Here is a 14,231-nt window from a genome sequence, read left to right on the forward strand (position 1 = left end):
TGGTGGAACGTTACGCCCCAAGGTTGGTTCCCGAAAAAGCGTTCTATCGTAAAAAATTTTCCGGTTGCCCTATCTGTGCTGCGGAGTCAGACAAATGACATCGGCCCACAGGCGCAAGGGGCGCCTAACGACGTGCAATCGGGAATGACTTCCCAAAAGGCCTGAGGAACATGAATGTCCGTCTCTGATCAGATCGCCATACAGCTGCCCTACTTGCGCCGCTATGCGCGCGCCTTGACGGGTTCGCAGCAATCGGGCGACGCTTATGTACGCGCAACGCTTGAAGCGGCGCTTGCCGACCGCTCGCTGCGCGAGTCGATCGCCCACAGCCGCGCGGCGCTTTACGGCGCCTTCACCCGTATCTGGGCGACAAGCCATGTCGATGAGCCCAGCATGGGCAGCGGTGGAATGCACGAACAGGCCGCGCAGGAGCGCCTCGCCACGATCGCACCGATACACCGCCAGGCCCTGCTGCTGACCACGGTGGAAGAATTCTCGCGCGAGGAAACCGCGCAGATCCTCGATTTTCCGGTCGAGGAAATCGATTCCCTCGTCAGCCAGGCCGTTCTCGAAATCGAGGGTGAGAGCGCGACGCAGGTTCTCATCATCGAGGACGAGCCGTTGATCTCGATGCAGCTCGAAGGCCTCGTCACCGATCTGGGGCATACCGTGGTCGGCACCGCCGCCACCCATGCTCAGGCGGTCGAGATCTTCTCGCGCCATCCGGCTGGCCTCGTGCTTGCGGATATCCAGCTTGCAGACGGCAGCTCGGGCATCGACGCCGTCGAAGACCTGCTCAAGTTCGGCGACGTGCCGGTAATCTTCATTACCGCCTACCCGGAACGCCTTTTGACCGGAGAGCGGCCCGAGCCGACCTACCTGGTCACCAAGCCTTTCCAGGAAGCCACCGTGCGCGCTTCGATCAGCCAGGCGCTGTTCTTCAATTCCAGCCGGTCGGTAGCCTGACCACGGCGCCCCCGCTTCGGCGGGGGCGTTTCTACGGCCGGGTTACAGGCCCAGCTGGCGCTGCTCCCCCGCCGCGAGCGGGGGCAGCACGCGGCCGAAGCGATCGCGCGGGGCCTGTTCCTCGAAAGGCAGGATCGGCGGCGTAAAGCCGATATGGCGCACTACGGCTTCGTGGAGCGGCACGTCGAACCGCACGCCCACGCAGCGGCCCGACTGCCACACGGCTTCGCCGCAGGCCGTGTCCAATTCATAGAGATCGATGATCACTCGCTGGCCGATGACGCCGCGCGAATCGTCCAGTTCGACCATGCAGCCGCCGGCGCAAAGGTCGTAAAGAAACGCCGGAACCGCTATTCCTCCGATGATGCAGGGAACTTCCTTCTCGACGATGTGTCGGTTCCAGTTACGCGCGTCCATACTTCCCCCCGTCAGGTTGATGAGGGACGAATAGTGCAATTCGACTTAAACAAACGATAACGCCGGCCCGCAAGCCGGCGTTCAGCGCCGCTCGTTACGCAGGATAAACTCGCGCGAGGCGCGCACCGGGACTTTGAGCCGGCATTCGACGCCGCCCGGGTTGAACTTAAGGTCCACCTCGGACTTGAGTTCATGGGCGACGATCTTTTCGATCAGATCGCGTCCGAAGCCGCGCTTTTTCGGTTCGGTCACTGTCGGCCCGCCTTCTTCGCGCCAGTGGATTTCGGCGAGTTCGGGCGAGACCAGCACCCAGTTGACGTGAATGCGCCCTTCTATCGTGCTGAGCGCCCCGTACTTGGCGGCATTGGTCGCCAGTTCGTGGATCGCCAGCCCCAGCGACATCGCATCGTTGGGCGCCAGCTTGATCGCCGGGCCGGACATCGCGACGTGGCTTTCGTGCCCTTCCATGTAGGGCGCCAATTCCGAGCGAACGATGTCGCCCAATGCGGCATTGCCCCAATCCGACTGCGAAAGCAGGTCATGCGTGGCCGAAAGCGCCCGGATGCGGGCAGTCAGGCTTTCCGTGAAATCGTCAATCCCGGTCGAGCGGCGGCGGGTCAGCGCGGCGATCGACAGCACGTTGGCAAGGGTGTTCTTGACCCGGTGGTTCAACTCGCGCGTCAGCGAATTGCGGATAGAGGCCTGGCTGGTCAGCCATTCCAGCACGATCCGGTCCTCTGCAGCGCGTTTGGTGATAAGCCGCCCGATCGCCATGACCATCAGCGATGCGATCGCCCCGAAGAACAGCGTGATGCGCGACAGGGTGGAGAGTACGCCGGCCTTGCGGTCGCTTATCTGTACTATCCACGATTGCCCGGCCACGTCGATCCGCCGCTCTATCGTGGGGCCGGAAACGCCGTCGGCCCGCTGTTCGGCCATCAGCGTTTCAGGCGCGACATGGTCGTCGTAGATCGCAAGGTCGACGCTGTCGTTGCGGTACAGTTCGCTGGCCGATGTCAGGAACGCCTGGGCGCGGAACGGGCTGAACACGAAGCCCTTGACCGCGCGGCCCCTGCCCCGATCCGCGAAAACCGGCATATAGATGAGAAAGCCGGCCGCGCGCGGGCTGCCACGGTCCTGCACCAGGTGAAGCAGGCTCGTGGCGGCCGGCGCGCGGCGCGCCATCGCCCGCTCCATCGCCGTGCGGCGAGCCGGGTCGGAAAACATGTCGTAAGCCTGCGCCAGGCGATTGGGCAGCGACTGAGGCTCAAGATAGACGATCGGGGTCACGATGTCCTGGCCGGCCTCGGGCCGTGGGTCGATCGTGAAATCGGGGCGGCCGCCCGAAGTCTGCAGCGCGACTTCGAACGGGGCAATGCGGTCGGCGCGGATCACCGGCGCCCAGCCCATGCCAAGCGAGCCGTAGAGCGTGCCGTCGCCCTGCAGATCCTGCGAAAATTCGGAGAATTGTTCGCTGGAAACCTGGTCCTGCGTGGCGAACAAAGCGCTGCCAGCGCGCAGCAGCGCGATATTCTCGGTCACGCGGCGCTGCAGGGCAGAAGATATTTCGGTGAGATTGCGGTCCAGTTCGACAGCGCGCGTGACGTTGTCGGCCCGCTCGATCGCCATGACCGAAACAGCAGTGGTAATGCTCGCAATGAGGAACAGCAGGAACGGCCAGCCGCGCGGATATTTGTGGAACCACGCTTGCTTCTGCACCCTGTCGAGCAGAGCCTGGTCAATCACCCAGCAACTTCCTGTACTCCAGATCTCGCGTTACGGTCAAAAGTGACCGCAGCGAGAATCGTGCTATGCCACAGATTATGCTCAAGGGAACCATGCTCGACGTGGATTGTTCCATGATCAAACGACGTCCGTCCGACTTGCAGGAGGACGAAATCCGAGCAGCGCCCGCCCCCGGCCTTGTGCCCCAAAGCGAGACAGCGCACCGGGCTTGACCGTACCCCGGTCTCACAGCAAGTGTGCTTCGGTGAAAGGGAGTTCGTGTTGAGTCAGCCCAATGGACGTGGTGATCCCGGCAGGATGCCGGGCCTTCCGCCGGAAGTCCGCAGAGACGGCGAGCCCGGTTGGGCCGGGGGGTTGAGGAAGCTCTATAACTCCGTGGTGGACGAACCGCTGCCGGATAGCTTCAAGGATCTCCTGAAAAAGCTGGATGATCCGGACGATGCCTGAGCGGATCAAGGCTTCCCCCGCCGACGAGGGATTTCGCCTGGAACTGCTCTCAGTCCTGCCTCACCTCCGCGCATTCGCCCGCGGCCTGTCCGGCCGTCCGGATTTTGCCGACGACCTCGTACAGGAAGCCGCGATCAAGGCCTGGACAGCACGGGAACGGTATCAGGCCGGCACCAATATGCGGGCCTGGACCTTCGCGATCCTGCGTAACCACTACCTCTCGGAACTGCGGCGCTCGCGGCGACAGACCGACCTCGACGAGGGCGTGGCCGAGCGGATGCTGGTGATGGAAGCTGACCAGGAAGGCCCGCTGCATCTGGGCGACATGGAAGTGGCGCTCCAGAAACTCGCGCCCGAACGGCGTGAGGCGGTGCTTCTGGTCGGCGCCTCGGGCTTCAGCTACGAGGAAGCGGCGGAAATCGCCGGCTGCCCGATCGGTACAATGAAAAGCCGCGTCGCCCGCGCCCGCGCCGATCTGGCCCGGATGCTGGAAGGCGAACTCGGCGCGCTGGACATCAAGCCCCGCAAGACGGGCTGAGAGCACCCTCTTCGCGCAGCCCGGGAAGTGCGAAGAGGCACAGCACCGACACCAGATGGAAAACGAGCGCTGCACCTGCCACGGGCACGGTGCCGCGCTCGATCCACGGTGAAACCAGCGCCGTACCCAGCGCCGCCGCCGCCAGCAGGAACAGGATGACGAGCGCGCTGCCCCGCGCGTCGTCGCCGTGGCTGGCCATCATGGCGCGGAAGAAACCCGGCGGGCCGCGCAGGCCCAGCCCGGTATTGACCGGCACGAACAGCGCCGTGATCACCAGCGCCGAAGTCCCGCCGGCAAGCGCATAGGCGAACTGACCCAGCGCGGCGACGGCGGCCATGCCGGTCCCGATGTTCAGCACCCGCTCCGCCCCCCGCCGCGCGACAAGGCCGGACGAGGCATTGGCGGCGACGATGAACGTCGAGATGCCGCATAGCTGCATGACGATGAAATCGGCCAGGGTGCCCCCGTGAACGCGCACGAAGATGGTGGGCATCCCGAAGACGAAGACCAGCAGCCCGCCCAGCACACATGCATGGCTGACCGCGTAGCGCATGAACACGGGGTCGCTCACCAGCGCCGCGAAGCTGCCCCGGCCCCGCCGGCTCACTTGCGGAACACCGCCGGTCAGCGCCAGCAGCGCGGCGACCACCGCCGCAGCGCCGGCCATGACTTCGAAGCTCAAGGTCCAGCCGCCCAGCGCGAGCAGCCCGGCGCCGGCAATCGGAGCCAATGCGGGCGCCAGCGATTCGATGCTTGCAAGGAAGCCGATTGCCCGGACTGCGCGGGTTTCGTCGAACATCGCCTTGACCACGCCCGGCGCGAAAACCGCCGGCCCGGCCGCGACCACGCCCTGGACTGCGCGCAGTGCGATCAGCCCCTCGATACTGGTCGCCAGCGCGCAGGCGAGCGAAAGCAGCGCCGTCGCCAGCAGCGAGCCGATGAACAGCCGCGCGGTGGAAACCCGGTCACCCAGTGCGCCGAAGCCGAGCAGGCCGATGCACGATCCGCCGACATAGGCCGCGAGCACCAACTGCGCGCGCGACGGATCGCCGCCCAGCGCTTCGGGCAAGTGCGGAACTGCGGGCAACACCAGATCGGTCCCCATCAGGCCGACAATGGTTCCGCCTACCACCAGCCCCAGCGTGATCCACCCGCGATTCACATCATTCCCCCGTTGCAGAACGCGTCTTTTCGCAGGTGCAAAAGGATGAGGTCAAGAGTTGCGGCACCGCAGGCGAGGCTGGTTGCAGCGGGGCGGGCCTCGGCTTTTCCCCAAAACAAAACCCCCGCTTCCCTTGCCGGAAACGGGGGCTTCGTATGCCGTCAGGCGGCAGGACTTACGCGGGGTAGGTCCAGGCCGTGCCGCGGTCGAAGTTGTCCGACGCGAACTTCCAGTTGAGGAGGTTTTCAAGGACAGCCTTCACGTAGGCCGGGCGCTTGTTCATCTGGTCGATGTAGTAGGCGTGCTCCCAAACGTCGACGGTCAGCAGCGGCACGACGTCGGTGGTCAGCGGGCAGCCGGCGTCATGGGTCGAGATGACCTTGAGCTTGCCGGCGTCGACGACCAGCCACGCCCAGCCGCTGGCGAAGTGGTTGACGGCTTCGTTCGACAGCGCTTCGAGCAGCGCGTCGATCGAGCCGAAATCGTTGGTGATGGCGGTGGCCAGGCTCTCGCTGGGCTCGGTCTTCTCGGGGCTCATCGAGTGCCAGTAGAAGCCGTGGTTCCAGATCTGGGCGGCGTTGTTGAACTTGGGGCCCGATGCCGACTTGGTGATTTCCTCGACGGTCTTGCCAGCGTCGTCGGTGCCGTCAATCGCAGCGTTCAGCTTGTCGACGTAGGTCTTGTGGTGGGCGCCGTGGTGGATTTCCAGCGTCTTGGCGGAAATGTGCGGTTCGAGTGCGTCCTGGGCATAGGGCAGCGGCATCAGGGCAATGGTCATGTCATGGTTCCTGTTCTCAGGGTTATCGAAGGCTTGGCTGCGGCGATGGAGAGATCATCGGACGCGGAAAATCCGTGCCGGGCCTATTTCTGTCGTGCAGCGCAACAATTCAAGCGTGCAATAGTGGCATTTTGATTTCGCGGCGATTTTATCGTCCGCTTCGCCCCCCGAGCGCGCGCTCCTCAAACGAAAAAGGATGGCGGGGTTGCCGCCATCCTCTCCCGTTACCGCCGGAACCCTGCAAGGGGGTCGGGCTCCGATCGGTACGACCGTTGAAGCGGCCGTTAGTTCTGCTTGGAAGCAGCGTCCTTCATGGCGTCGGACTTTGCATCGCCAGCCTTTTCGACTGCTTCAGCCTGGTTCTCGAGCGCCTCCGAAGGCGTACCGCTGGTCATCCCGGCCTGATCTTCCATCGCATCGGCTGCCGCGTCGGACTGCGCCTCGACGGCGTCGGCGGCCTTTTCGGTGGCCTCCTGCTGCGGGCTGTTGCAGGCGGCAAGGCCCAGCGAAGCAGAAGCGATGGCAATCATTGCAAGACGCGAAGTAGTAATGGACTTCATGGCGAAAATTCCTTTCCCTCTGTTACTCGGTATGGCGCGTATTATCGGGAGGACGCGCCGGCCTCCGCGCGGAGCCCGTTTACCGGGCTCCGTCCGCGTGGCTTACCGAACCGAGCCGCGACGGAAGAGGTTGACGATCGCCAGCAGGACAACCGCACCCAGGAACGAAGCGAAGAGCGACATGATGTCGAACGCGCCGCTGGTGATGGGAGCGCCGCCGATGAGCGGGGTGATGATGAAACCGGCGATCAGCGCGCCGACGATGCCGACGACGATGTTCAGGAAGATGCCCTGCTGCGCATCCGTGCGCATCAGGATCGAAGCCAGCCAACCAATGATGCCGCCGACGATGAGGATGAGAAGAAGGGTCATTTTACCGTCTCCGAATTGGTGTTGTTGATCCAGTAAACGGACATCTTTCGTCATGGTTCCGCAGGTGTTTAATTCGGTTTGTCGCATCTGCCGCTAATCGGGGGCCGCCGTGGCCCGAAACGAGACAGCGGCGCCCCGCCCAGGCCCGCGCCAATCACCTCATCCGTGGCCGCTGCCCGACGAAACCAACCGCGCACTTTCCGGGTTGTCCCCTGCGAGGAGACGCGAAAAGTGTATATGTCCGCGCGGCAGCGCATTCTTTCGGCACTTGCCTCGCTGCTGATTGTGGTGGGAGGGCTGGCCGCGCTAATCGCCGGCCTTGCCGCGCGCATGACCCCGCAGGAACGACGCGAGGCACTGGCCGCTATCGTGCCGCTGCGCGATCCGCCCAAGGAGCCACGCCGCCCCGAGAAGCCGGCGAAGGCGCACTCCACCGCCGCCAAGGGCCGTCCCTCGCCCGCCAACCTGCGCAACAAGGCGACGCAGATCGTCGCCCCGCCCTCCCGCCTGCCGCCGCTGATCGTGCCTCCGCCCGTCGTCACCGCGCAACGCGCCGGGACCGGCGCCGCCACGCAGAACGGCGCGTCCGACCGGCCCGGCCCCGGACAAGGCGCGGGCGGGATTGGAGACGGCGATGGCGGCGGCGGGAACGGCGATGGGGACGGCGACGACGACACCCTTACCCGGCCGACGCAAATTCGCGGCCGCCTCCACTTCTCGGACCTGCCCAAAGACCTGCGCGAAACCAAGGCCGGCGGAGAACTCAAGCTGCGCTACCGCATCGGCGTCGACGGGCGGGTTAGCGACTGCCGTATTCTCGTCTCCAGCGGACGACCGCAACTGGATGCGACAACCTGCGCGCTGATTACCGAGCGCTTTCGCTTCCGCCCGTCCCGCAATTCCCGTGGTGAACCCGTGCCCGCAATCATGGTGGAGAGGCACGGGTGGTACTTCGACCCTGACGACGAGCCATAGCCCTGTTCAGCGCCTGCGCCGCCCTGCAATCCCATCATCGGCGGCGACATTGAGCCAGTAATCCACCGTTGCCGACCTTGCCCGGCCCCAGCACCCTGCGAGACGGGTTGACGCAGCCGCGTCAAGTAGAGCAAGTGTGCCCTTCAAGTCCTGGCGAGAATTGCTCCGATGCTGTCGCAGAAAACACGTTATGCGATCCGGGCCATGCAGCACCTCGCGGACAAGCACGGCCAGGGCCCGATACCCCTGACAGACATCGCCGAGAGCCAGAACATTCCGGCGAAGTTCCTTACCGTCATCCTTTCGGAGCTGTCGCGCTTCGGCATCGTCGCCTCGCAGCGCGGCAAGGACGGGGGCTACTGGCTGGGCGTCCCCGCGATCGACATCACGTATGGCGATCTCATCAGGGTCATGCGCGGGTCTCTGGCGCTGGTGCCTTGCGCCAGCCGCTTCGCGCATGAAACCTGCAAGAACTGCGTCGAGGAAAAGGACTGCCGCACCCGCGCCCTGATGCTCCAGCTACGCGACGCGACTGCCACGCTGCTCGACGGGATCACCCTGGCCGACCCGATCGACCTGGTCCCGGCAGCGTCGGGACTGGAAGCGGCCGACGATGTGCAGGCGGACTGATCGTCCCCGCGCTCAGCAAAGGACTTTTGGCGCTGAAAGCAAAGCTACTCCGGCAACCCTATTGTCAACTTATTAGATTGAGAATACGAATGACGCATGGCCTCCGAGCGGGGCCATCGCGGCGGAACGCTGCCCCGCGACGCGAGAGGAGATGCCCATGCGAATTGCCAACCCCACCGAAGCGCCCGCCGCTGAACATCCGCTACTGAACGAAGGCGTCCAGCATGTGATCGAGGCGCTGCAGCGCCTGCGTTTCGGCGTGATCCAGCTGACCGTGCACGACGGCAAGCTGATGCAGGTCGACGTGACCGAGCGCCGCCGCTTTAACAACTGAAGGCGTCCGTTCCGGCTGCCGGGTACATCGGTCCACCGAAAGCCCCTGCCGCCCATACCTGACATATCCCGGTTTCCTCGGCCGGCCCGGCGCCGCTACGCAGTGCCCTGGCCCGGCGCGAACTCCCCCTGAACTGCTCCAACCCCGCCACGGGAGGAAATTCAATGCTTGATTCGCTGATGGCAGACCTGCCGGCCCGCCTGGCCGAGATCGCCCCCTTCATCGCCATCGGCTTTGCCGCACAGATCGTCGACGGTGCACTGGGAATGGCTTTCGGCGTCATCACGCAGACCCTTCTGGTCAGCGTCGTGGGCGTTGCCCCGGCCGCCGCTTCGGCCAGCGTCCATCTGGTCGAGCTGTTCACGACCGGCACTTCCGGCCTTAGCCATATCTGGCATCGCAACGTGAACTGGGGCCTGTTCTGGCGACTGGTGCCGACCGGCATCGTCGGCGGCGTGACCGGCGCCTACCTGCTTTCCAGCATCGACGCCTCGGTCGCCAAGCCTTTCGTCATGATCTACCTGGCCGGCATCGGCGCGTACCTGCTGTTTCGCGCCATTCGCATGCGCAAGCCCAGCTTCGAAGACCCCCGTTTCACCGCGCCGCTGGCGCTGGCGGGCGGTTTCCTCGACGCGGCGGGCGGCGGCGGCTGGGGGCCGGTGGTCACGTCCAACCTGCTGGTGCAGGGCGGAGAACCGGCCAAGACCATCGGCACCGTCAATACCGCCGAATTCCTCCTCACCGCCTCGATCTCGGCCGCGTTCATCGCCACGATCGGGCTTTCCGCGTTCACCTCCGCCACGGTCGGCCTCATCATCGGCGGCGTGGTGGCGGCACCCTTCGGCGCCCTGTTCGCCAAGCGCATGAAGCCGCGGGTGCTGCTGACGGCCGTATCCATCGTACTGATCGCGACCAGCGCATTCAGCGTGTGGAAGTCATGGCCCATTTTCTAGGGCCCATATTCTAGGCCCATCTTCCAACTCCCGCCTCCTCAACACCGTGATAGCCGTTGCAAGACTGGCGGCTCTGCGGCAATCCGGCGTCCAGCCGCCTCGAAGCGGACAGGAGAGGACGATATGCCGATGCCCCCCCACATCGACGAGACCCATGACGCGCAGCGCCTTTCCTGGGTGGAAAGCGCCAATGCCGGCGGCGACTTTCCGATCCAGAACCTGCCGCTGGGCATCTTCTCGCGCTCCGGCGAGGCCCCGCGCGGCGGTGTGGCGATCGGCGATGCGATCCTCGACCTTGCCGCCCTCGCCCGCAGCGGCCTGCTCTCTGGCGAGGCCCTGACGGCGGCCGAGGCGGCAAGCGCCCCCACGCTCAACGCCCTGCTGGCGTTGGGCGCGGCCCCCCGGCGGGCTCTGCGCCGCGCAGTATCCGCCCTGCTCTCACAGGACGCGCCGGAGCGCGCGCGCATCGAACCGCTGCTGGTCCCGGTAGGCGATGCCACGATGCACCTGCCCGCCCACATCGGCGACTACACCGATTTCTACGTCGGCATTCATCATGCCACGACCGTGGGCAGTCTGTTCCGGCCCGACAATCCGCTGCTGCCCAACTACAAGCACGTTCCCATCGCCTATCATGGACGCGCCTCCACCGTGCGCCCCAGCGGCACGCCGGTGATCCGCCCGCTTGGCCAGACCAAGGCGCCCGATGCGCAGGAGCCCACGTTCGGCCCCGCCGCGCGGCTCGATTATGAGCTGGAACTGGGGGTCTGGCTTGCCACCGGCAACGCGCAAGGATCGCCCATCCCGGTTGGCGAGGCGCAGGATCACATCGCCGGGCTCACCCTGCTCAACGACTGGTCCGCGCGCGACATGCAGGCGTGGGAATACCAGCCGCTCGGCCCGTTCCTGGCGAAGAACTTCCTCACCACCGTTTCGCCGTGGCTGGTGACGATGGAAGCGCTAGCCCCTTTCCGGCAGGCGCAGCCCCCTCGTCCCGAAGGCGACCCCCGCCCCCTGCCGTACCTGTGGGACGAGGCCGACCAGGTCGCCGGCTCCTTCGCGCTGAACCTGGAGGTCCACTTGTCGAGCGCGGCGATGCGCGAACAGGGGCTTGCACCCCAGCGCCTCAGCCACGGCTCGGCAGATGCCATGTACTGGACGATCGCGCAGATGGTGACGCACCACGCCTCCAACGGCTGCGCCTTGCAGAGCGGCGACCTGCTCGGCACCGGCACCCTCTCTGGCCCGGGCGAGGATTCGCAAGGCAGCCTGATGGAAATCACCCGCAGCGGCGCGAAGCGGTTGACCCTGCCCTCGGGCGAGACCCGCGCTTTCCTGGAGGACGGCGACGAACTGGCACTCTCCGGCAGATTCGAGGCGGAGGGTTTCCGCTCCATCGGTTTCGGAGCCTGCACCGGCATTGTGAAAGCGGCACGGACGATGTGAACCGCCGCCTCAGAACGTAAAGGTCACCACGATCGAATCGGCATAGGCGCCGGCCTTCACGTACTGGTGGATCGGTATGCGCCCATAGGCGGTCTTCGACGCATTGAAGCTCAGCAGATTGTTGATCGTCATCGTCTGCACCGTTCCGCCGTTGCTGCCGTTGCCCCAGATCGCGGCATAGCCGTTGTCCTGATAGATGTTGTAGCCCAGCCGCGCGGTGCCGTTGGCCATCTGCCGCGCCGCCGCCGTGGTGGACGTGCCCGCGCTCAGCCCCAGGTCGACCGTGGCGCTCATCGGCACGCTGACCGAGACGCAGCTGGCATTCACCGTCGCGGTGGCGGCCGCCGCGCTGGTACTGCCCGGATTGTAGGTGCCGAAGCTCAGGTTGGTGGCCGAAACACTGCAGATGCACACGATGCAGCCCGCAGCCGAAGCCGGCAGGGGCGGCCCAAGTCCCCCCACCAGCCCGCCGCAAGCCAGCGCGGAACGGATAAGGGCGGCACGGCGCATGACGGTGTGTCCTTCTGCTCTCATTTCTGCGCCCATTCGGTGTCGGACACGCAGGCGGTCGGCGTAATGGCGGTAAGCCGCGCCTCGCCCGACAGCTGCGGAATGATCGCGCGGCATGAACCTGCCGGGCCGGACACGCGCAGCGCAGCCCCGCCGACATAGGCGTCGATCCAGACTTCACCGCCGTACCCTACGACACCGATGCCCCCCGCCCAGGCGAATCTCGATCCGATGCGGATGGGATTGCCGTGACTGTCGACCAGTCGCAGCCGCGCGCCCTGCTCGGCCGCGCCGCCGAAGGACACCCGCACCGCCTGCCGCCAGCCGGGCGCGACTACTTGCGCCGCCGCATCCAGTCCTTCGTCGACGGGCATGTCGGCCGGGTCCACGCCGATGTGGTTTTCGGCATAAGGCTGCAGGCCGGTCACGATCACCCGGCGCCCGGTGCGGGCCTTGCGAGGGCCGGCACGGTTCTCAACCAGCACGGTGACCGGCGTGTCACTGTCGACATCGACCAGCGCAAAGCCCTGGTCGATATGCTGGGTGGCCAGCAGCGTGCCGTCCACGCGAAGCAGTCCGCCGCGCGCGTTGAGCTGCACGCCCTGCTGGCCCTGCCGCTGCGCCGCGTCGATCCGCACGTCGCCCGCCCCGGTACGATAAGACACCCCGCCCTCGACCCAGGCAGAGCCCCGGTCCACCCCGGCCAGCGCGCGCAGGCCCATGCCGCTGTCGTCGGGCAGGCTCTGGTCGTAAGTGAGCGCGGCGCGGCCCTGTTCGGCGACGGCGCTGACATGGCGGCGCGGCCCCAGCGGCACGGTGAGCGAGCCAAAAAAGCCCAGGTCCCGGCTGCTAGGTTCGCTGCGCCCGTCCCGGCGCGGCTCGCTGCCCCGCGCGGTGTACTGGACGCCGACCGACAGGTAGCCGCCGCGCAGGTTCGTGGAATAATAGACCGAGGCCAGATCGAACCGGCTCTGCGTTTCTCCGCCGATACCTTGGCGCAGCCGCGCATAACTGGCGTTGATGTTGCCCGCCCACCCCAGCGACAAGCCGCCCGCGACCGCCAGTTCGCTGCGTCCGCCGCCGTTCTGCCGTGCCTCGCCCACTTGCCGGAACCGGGCGTCGGCGTGCTCGTAGCTGGCGCTCAGGGTGTAGGCCGCAGTGATGCGCTGGGCCTGCGCGCGGATCAGGGTGCCGGTGCCCGCGCTCCCCTGCGAAACCGCGCCCAAGAGCGAGACTTCGCCCAGCGGTTCGATGACCATGGCTCCGCCCAGCCCGGCCATGCGGGTTGCCTGGCTGACTTCGACGCGGCCTTCCACGGTCAGCGTATTGGTCAGGCCCCGGCGCAGACCGGCAGCGGCGAACAGCGGCCCGTAGGCAAAGCTGCCAAAGCCGTAATCCTTGCGCAGCGCGCCCGCCTCGACCGCGAATTCGCTGAGTCCCGGGCGCAGCAGGTTGGGGCTGGCATAGAAGCTGCGCGTCACCTGCCGGGTGTTTCCCGCCAGATCGCGCACGCTCATGGTCACCTGCCCGGCGCCCGTCAGGCGCGGTTGCAGGGCAAGATCGAACGTCCCCGGCCCGACGCCCAGCGACTGGCGCGAGCTTTGTGAAAGCAGTTCCACCGTCGAAGGTGTCAGCGCGCTGCCCGAGATGACCGGCAGCGGGAAGTTGATCGCCTGCGGGTCGAGCGAGAAGTCAGTGCCAAGGAACACGCCGCCATAACGCACCGGCCGGCTCCACGGCGCGCCCCGGCCCACCGTATCCCCGAGCACCAGCCGCATCCGCCGGTCCGGGAAATCGCGGCGAAGCGCCGTGTCTAGCCGCACCACGCCCCGGCTGCCGCTGTCCACCAGGAAGCTGGAATCGGCCACCCCCCAGGCGCCCGAGAAACCGGCATCGACAAGCCCGGCCAGCCGCGTCTTGCCGCTCCAGTTGGAGGCGGTCAGATCGTAGTCCAAGAACTGCGCGGGCACGGCGGGCGCGACCGGCACCCGGCGGCGATCGGCATCGATGACGAGGCGGGGAAACAGCGCGGCATCGGCGTCCACGCGCAGGATGCCGCCATCGGTGTCGAGACGGGCGACGAGGCCCTTCACCCCGTCGAGCAAGACATAGCTTTCGCCTTCGAGAACCTGCGCGGGCGTAAACACCCTCCCGATCAGGCCCCATGCCTCCAGATCGCTGCGCCGCGCCAGCAGGCGGCCCTCATGCACCAGCAGCAGGCCGGGCTCCGCCATCGCCTGCCCGTTGACGACCACGCCGACCGGTATTGGCAGCGCCGCCGCGCCCGGCGCTTCCTGCGCCGACCCGCATCCCGGGCCAATGCCCATGGCCGGAGGCAGGGCGATGGCTGCCGCCAGGGCGGCCCTCAGATGACGGGGCGCGAGCGGCACCGGCCGG

General features: G+C 66.3%; 16 protein-coding genes. 8 read left to right on the plus strand and 8 right to left on the minus strand.

What is annotated here, in order from left to right; all coding sequences use genetic code 11:
* The first annotated feature begins 174 nt into the window (after positions 1-174).
* A complete protein-coding gene (locus TQ38_RS13685; protein WP_043971148.1) occupies positions 175-966 on the plus strand; it encodes a response regulator in 792 nt (263 codons plus the stop codon).
* A 42-nt stretch (positions 967-1,008) separates the two neighbouring features.
* Here TQ38_RS13685 and TQ38_RS13690 read toward each other — a convergent pair whose 3' ends face one another.
* Positions 1,009-1,383: a PilZ domain-containing protein gene (locus TQ38_RS13690; protein WP_043971150.1), complete on the minus strand. Its 375-nt coding sequence runs from the start codon at positions 1,381-1,383 to the stop codon at positions 1,009-1,011.
* 81 nt (positions 1,384-1,464) lie between these two features.
* Complete coding sequence (locus TQ38_RS13695; protein ID WP_043971152.1) at positions 1,465-3,129, minus strand: CHASE domain-containing protein; 1,665 nt, start codon at positions 3,127-3,129, stop codon at positions 1,465-1,467.
* A 261-nt stretch (positions 3,130-3,390) separates the two neighbouring features.
* Between TQ38_RS13695 and TQ38_RS29970 the strand changes: the two genes are divergently transcribed.
* Positions 3,391-3,576, plus strand: coding sequence for a NepR family anti-sigma factor (locus TQ38_RS29970; RefSeq protein ID WP_240197895.1), 186 nt, complete (start codon positions 3,391-3,393; stop codon positions 3,574-3,576).
* On the plus strand, positions 3,569-4,114 hold the full coding sequence (locus TQ38_RS13700; RefSeq protein ID WP_043971154.1) for a sigma-70 family RNA polymerase sigma factor: 546 nt from the start codon (positions 3,569-3,571) through the stop codon (positions 4,112-4,114). The genes TQ38_RS29970 and TQ38_RS13700 overlap by 8 nt, the downstream gene beginning before the upstream one ends.
* On the opposite strand, the gene TQ38_RS13705 is transcribed toward TQ38_RS13700, so the two are convergent.
* The 4 genes from TQ38_RS13705 to TQ38_RS13720 all read right to left on the minus strand — a co-directional run bounded on the left by TQ38_RS13705 (position 4,092) and on the right by TQ38_RS13720 (position 6,986).
* Positions 4,092-5,276, minus strand: coding sequence for an MFS transporter (locus TQ38_RS13705; RefSeq protein WP_043971155.1), 1,185 nt, complete (start codon positions 5,274-5,276; stop codon positions 4,092-4,094). The two genes, TQ38_RS13700 and TQ38_RS13705, sit on opposite strands and share 23 nt — an antisense overlap.
* Positions 5,277-5,451: 175 nt before the next feature.
* Entirely contained in the window at positions 5,452-6,054 is a 603-nt protein-coding gene (locus TQ38_RS13710; protein WP_043971156.1) for a superoxide dismutase, read from the minus strand.
* A 284-nt stretch (positions 6,055-6,338) separates the two neighbouring features.
* Positions 6,339-6,614 carry a hypothetical protein gene (locus TQ38_RS13715; RefSeq protein WP_043971157.1) on the minus strand — a complete coding sequence of 92 codons (276 nt, stop codon included), beginning with the start codon at positions 6,612-6,614 and terminating at the stop codon, positions 6,339-6,341.
* Between the two features lie 102 nt (positions 6,615-6,716).
* Positions 6,717-6,986 (minus strand): GlsB/YeaQ/YmgE family stress response membrane protein, encoded by a 270-nt coding sequence (locus tag TQ38_RS13720; protein ID WP_043971158.1) that lies wholly within the window; start codon positions 6,984-6,986, stop codon positions 6,717-6,719.
* A 237-nt stretch (positions 6,987-7,223) separates the two neighbouring features.
* On the opposite strand from TQ38_RS13720, the gene TQ38_RS13725 reads away from it, so the two are divergent.
* The 5 genes from TQ38_RS13725 to fahA all read left to right on the plus strand — a co-directional run bounded on the left by TQ38_RS13725 (position 7,224) and on the right by fahA (position 11,324).
* Positions 7,224-7,961: an energy transducer TonB gene (locus TQ38_RS13725; RefSeq protein ID WP_043971160.1), complete on the plus strand. Its 738-nt coding sequence runs from the start codon at positions 7,224-7,226 to the stop codon at positions 7,959-7,961.
* Between the two features lie 168 nt (positions 7,962-8,129).
* Positions 8,130-8,591, plus strand: coding sequence for an Rrf2 family transcriptional regulator (locus tag TQ38_RS13730; protein ID WP_043971162.1), 462 nt, complete (start codon positions 8,130-8,132; stop codon positions 8,589-8,591).
* A 157-nt stretch (positions 8,592-8,748) separates the two neighbouring features.
* On the plus strand, positions 8,749-8,925 hold the full coding sequence (locus TQ38_RS13735) for a YezD family protein (protein ID WP_082057521.1): 177 nt from the start codon (positions 8,749-8,751) through the stop codon (positions 8,923-8,925).
* 164 nt (positions 8,926-9,089) lie between these two features.
* Positions 9,090-9,878, plus strand: coding sequence for a sulfite exporter TauE/SafE family protein (locus tag TQ38_RS13740; RefSeq protein ID WP_043971163.1), 789 nt, complete (start codon positions 9,090-9,092; stop codon positions 9,876-9,878).
* Positions 9,879-10,001: 123 nt separating this feature from the next.
* Positions 10,002-11,324 (plus strand): fumarylacetoacetase, encoded by a 1,323-nt coding sequence (gene fahA / locus TQ38_RS13745; RefSeq protein ID WP_205316037.1) that lies wholly within the window; start codon positions 10,002-10,004, stop codon positions 11,322-11,324.
* Between the two features lie 9 nt (positions 11,325-11,333).
* Here the strand turns inward: fahA and TQ38_RS13750 are convergent, their stop codons facing one another.
* Complete coding sequence (locus tag TQ38_RS13750) at positions 11,334-11,834, minus strand: spore coat U domain-containing protein (protein ID WP_052505557.1); 501 nt, start codon at positions 11,832-11,834, stop codon at positions 11,334-11,336.
* Positions 11,835-11,854: 20 nt separating this feature from the next.
* The gene (locus TQ38_RS13755; protein ID WP_043971166.1) at positions 11,855-14,224 is read right to left on the minus strand and encodes a fimbria/pilus outer membrane usher protein; all 2,370 of its coding nucleotides are present in this window, start codon (positions 14,222-14,224) and stop codon (positions 11,855-11,857) included.
* Positions 14,225-14,231: the final 7 nt, after the last annotated feature.

The organism is Novosphingobium sp. P6W (genome assembly GCF_000876675.2).
GTDB lineage: Bacteria > Pseudomonadota > Alphaproteobacteria > Sphingomonadales > Sphingomonadaceae > Novosphingobium.

Bases quoted from the DNA above. Each gene is read 5' to 3' on its own strand.
- TQ38_RS13685 (WP_043971148.1), top strand. From the start codon at position 175: ATGTCCGTCTCTGATCAGATCGCCATACAGCTGCCCTACTTGCGCCGC.
- TQ38_RS13690 (WP_043971150.1), bottom strand. From the start codon at position 1,383: ATGGACGCGCGTAACTGGAACCGACACATCGTCGAGAAGGAAGTTCCC.
- TQ38_RS13700 (WP_043971154.1), top strand. From the start codon at position 3,569: ATGCCTGAGCGGATCAAGGCTTCCCCCGCCGACGAGGGATTTCGCCTG.
- TQ38_RS13710 (WP_043971156.1), bottom strand. From the start codon at position 6,054: ATGACCATTGCCCTGATGCCGCTGCCCTATGCCCAGGACGCACTCGAA.
- TQ38_RS13715 (WP_043971157.1), bottom strand. From the start codon at position 6,614: ATGAAGTCCATTACTACTTCGCGTCTTGCAATGATTGCCATCGCTTCT.
- TQ38_RS13720 (WP_043971158.1), bottom strand. From the start codon at position 6,986: ATGACCCTTCTTCTCATCCTCATCGTCGGCGGCATCATTGGTTGGCTG.
- TQ38_RS13725 (WP_043971160.1), top strand. From the start codon at position 7,224: ATGTCCGCGCGGCAGCGCATTCTTTCGGCACTTGCCTCGCTGCTGATT.
- TQ38_RS13730 (WP_043971162.1), top strand. From the start codon at position 8,130: ATGCTGTCGCAGAAAACACGTTATGCGATCCGGGCCATGCAGCACCTC.
- TQ38_RS13735 (WP_082057521.1), top strand. From the start codon at position 8,749: ATGCGAATTGCCAACCCCACCGAAGCGCCCGCCGCTGAACATCCGCTA.
- TQ38_RS13740 (WP_043971163.1), top strand. From the start codon at position 9,090: ATGCTTGATTCGCTGATGGCAGACCTGCCGGCCCGCCTGGCCGAGATC.
- fahA (WP_205316037.1), top strand. From the start codon at position 10,002: ATGCCGATGCCCCCCCACATCGACGAGACCCATGACGCGCAGCGCCTT.
- TQ38_RS13750 (WP_052505557.1), bottom strand. From the start codon at position 11,834: ATGCGCCGTGCCGCCCTTATCCGTTCCGCGCTGGCTTGCGGCGGGCTG.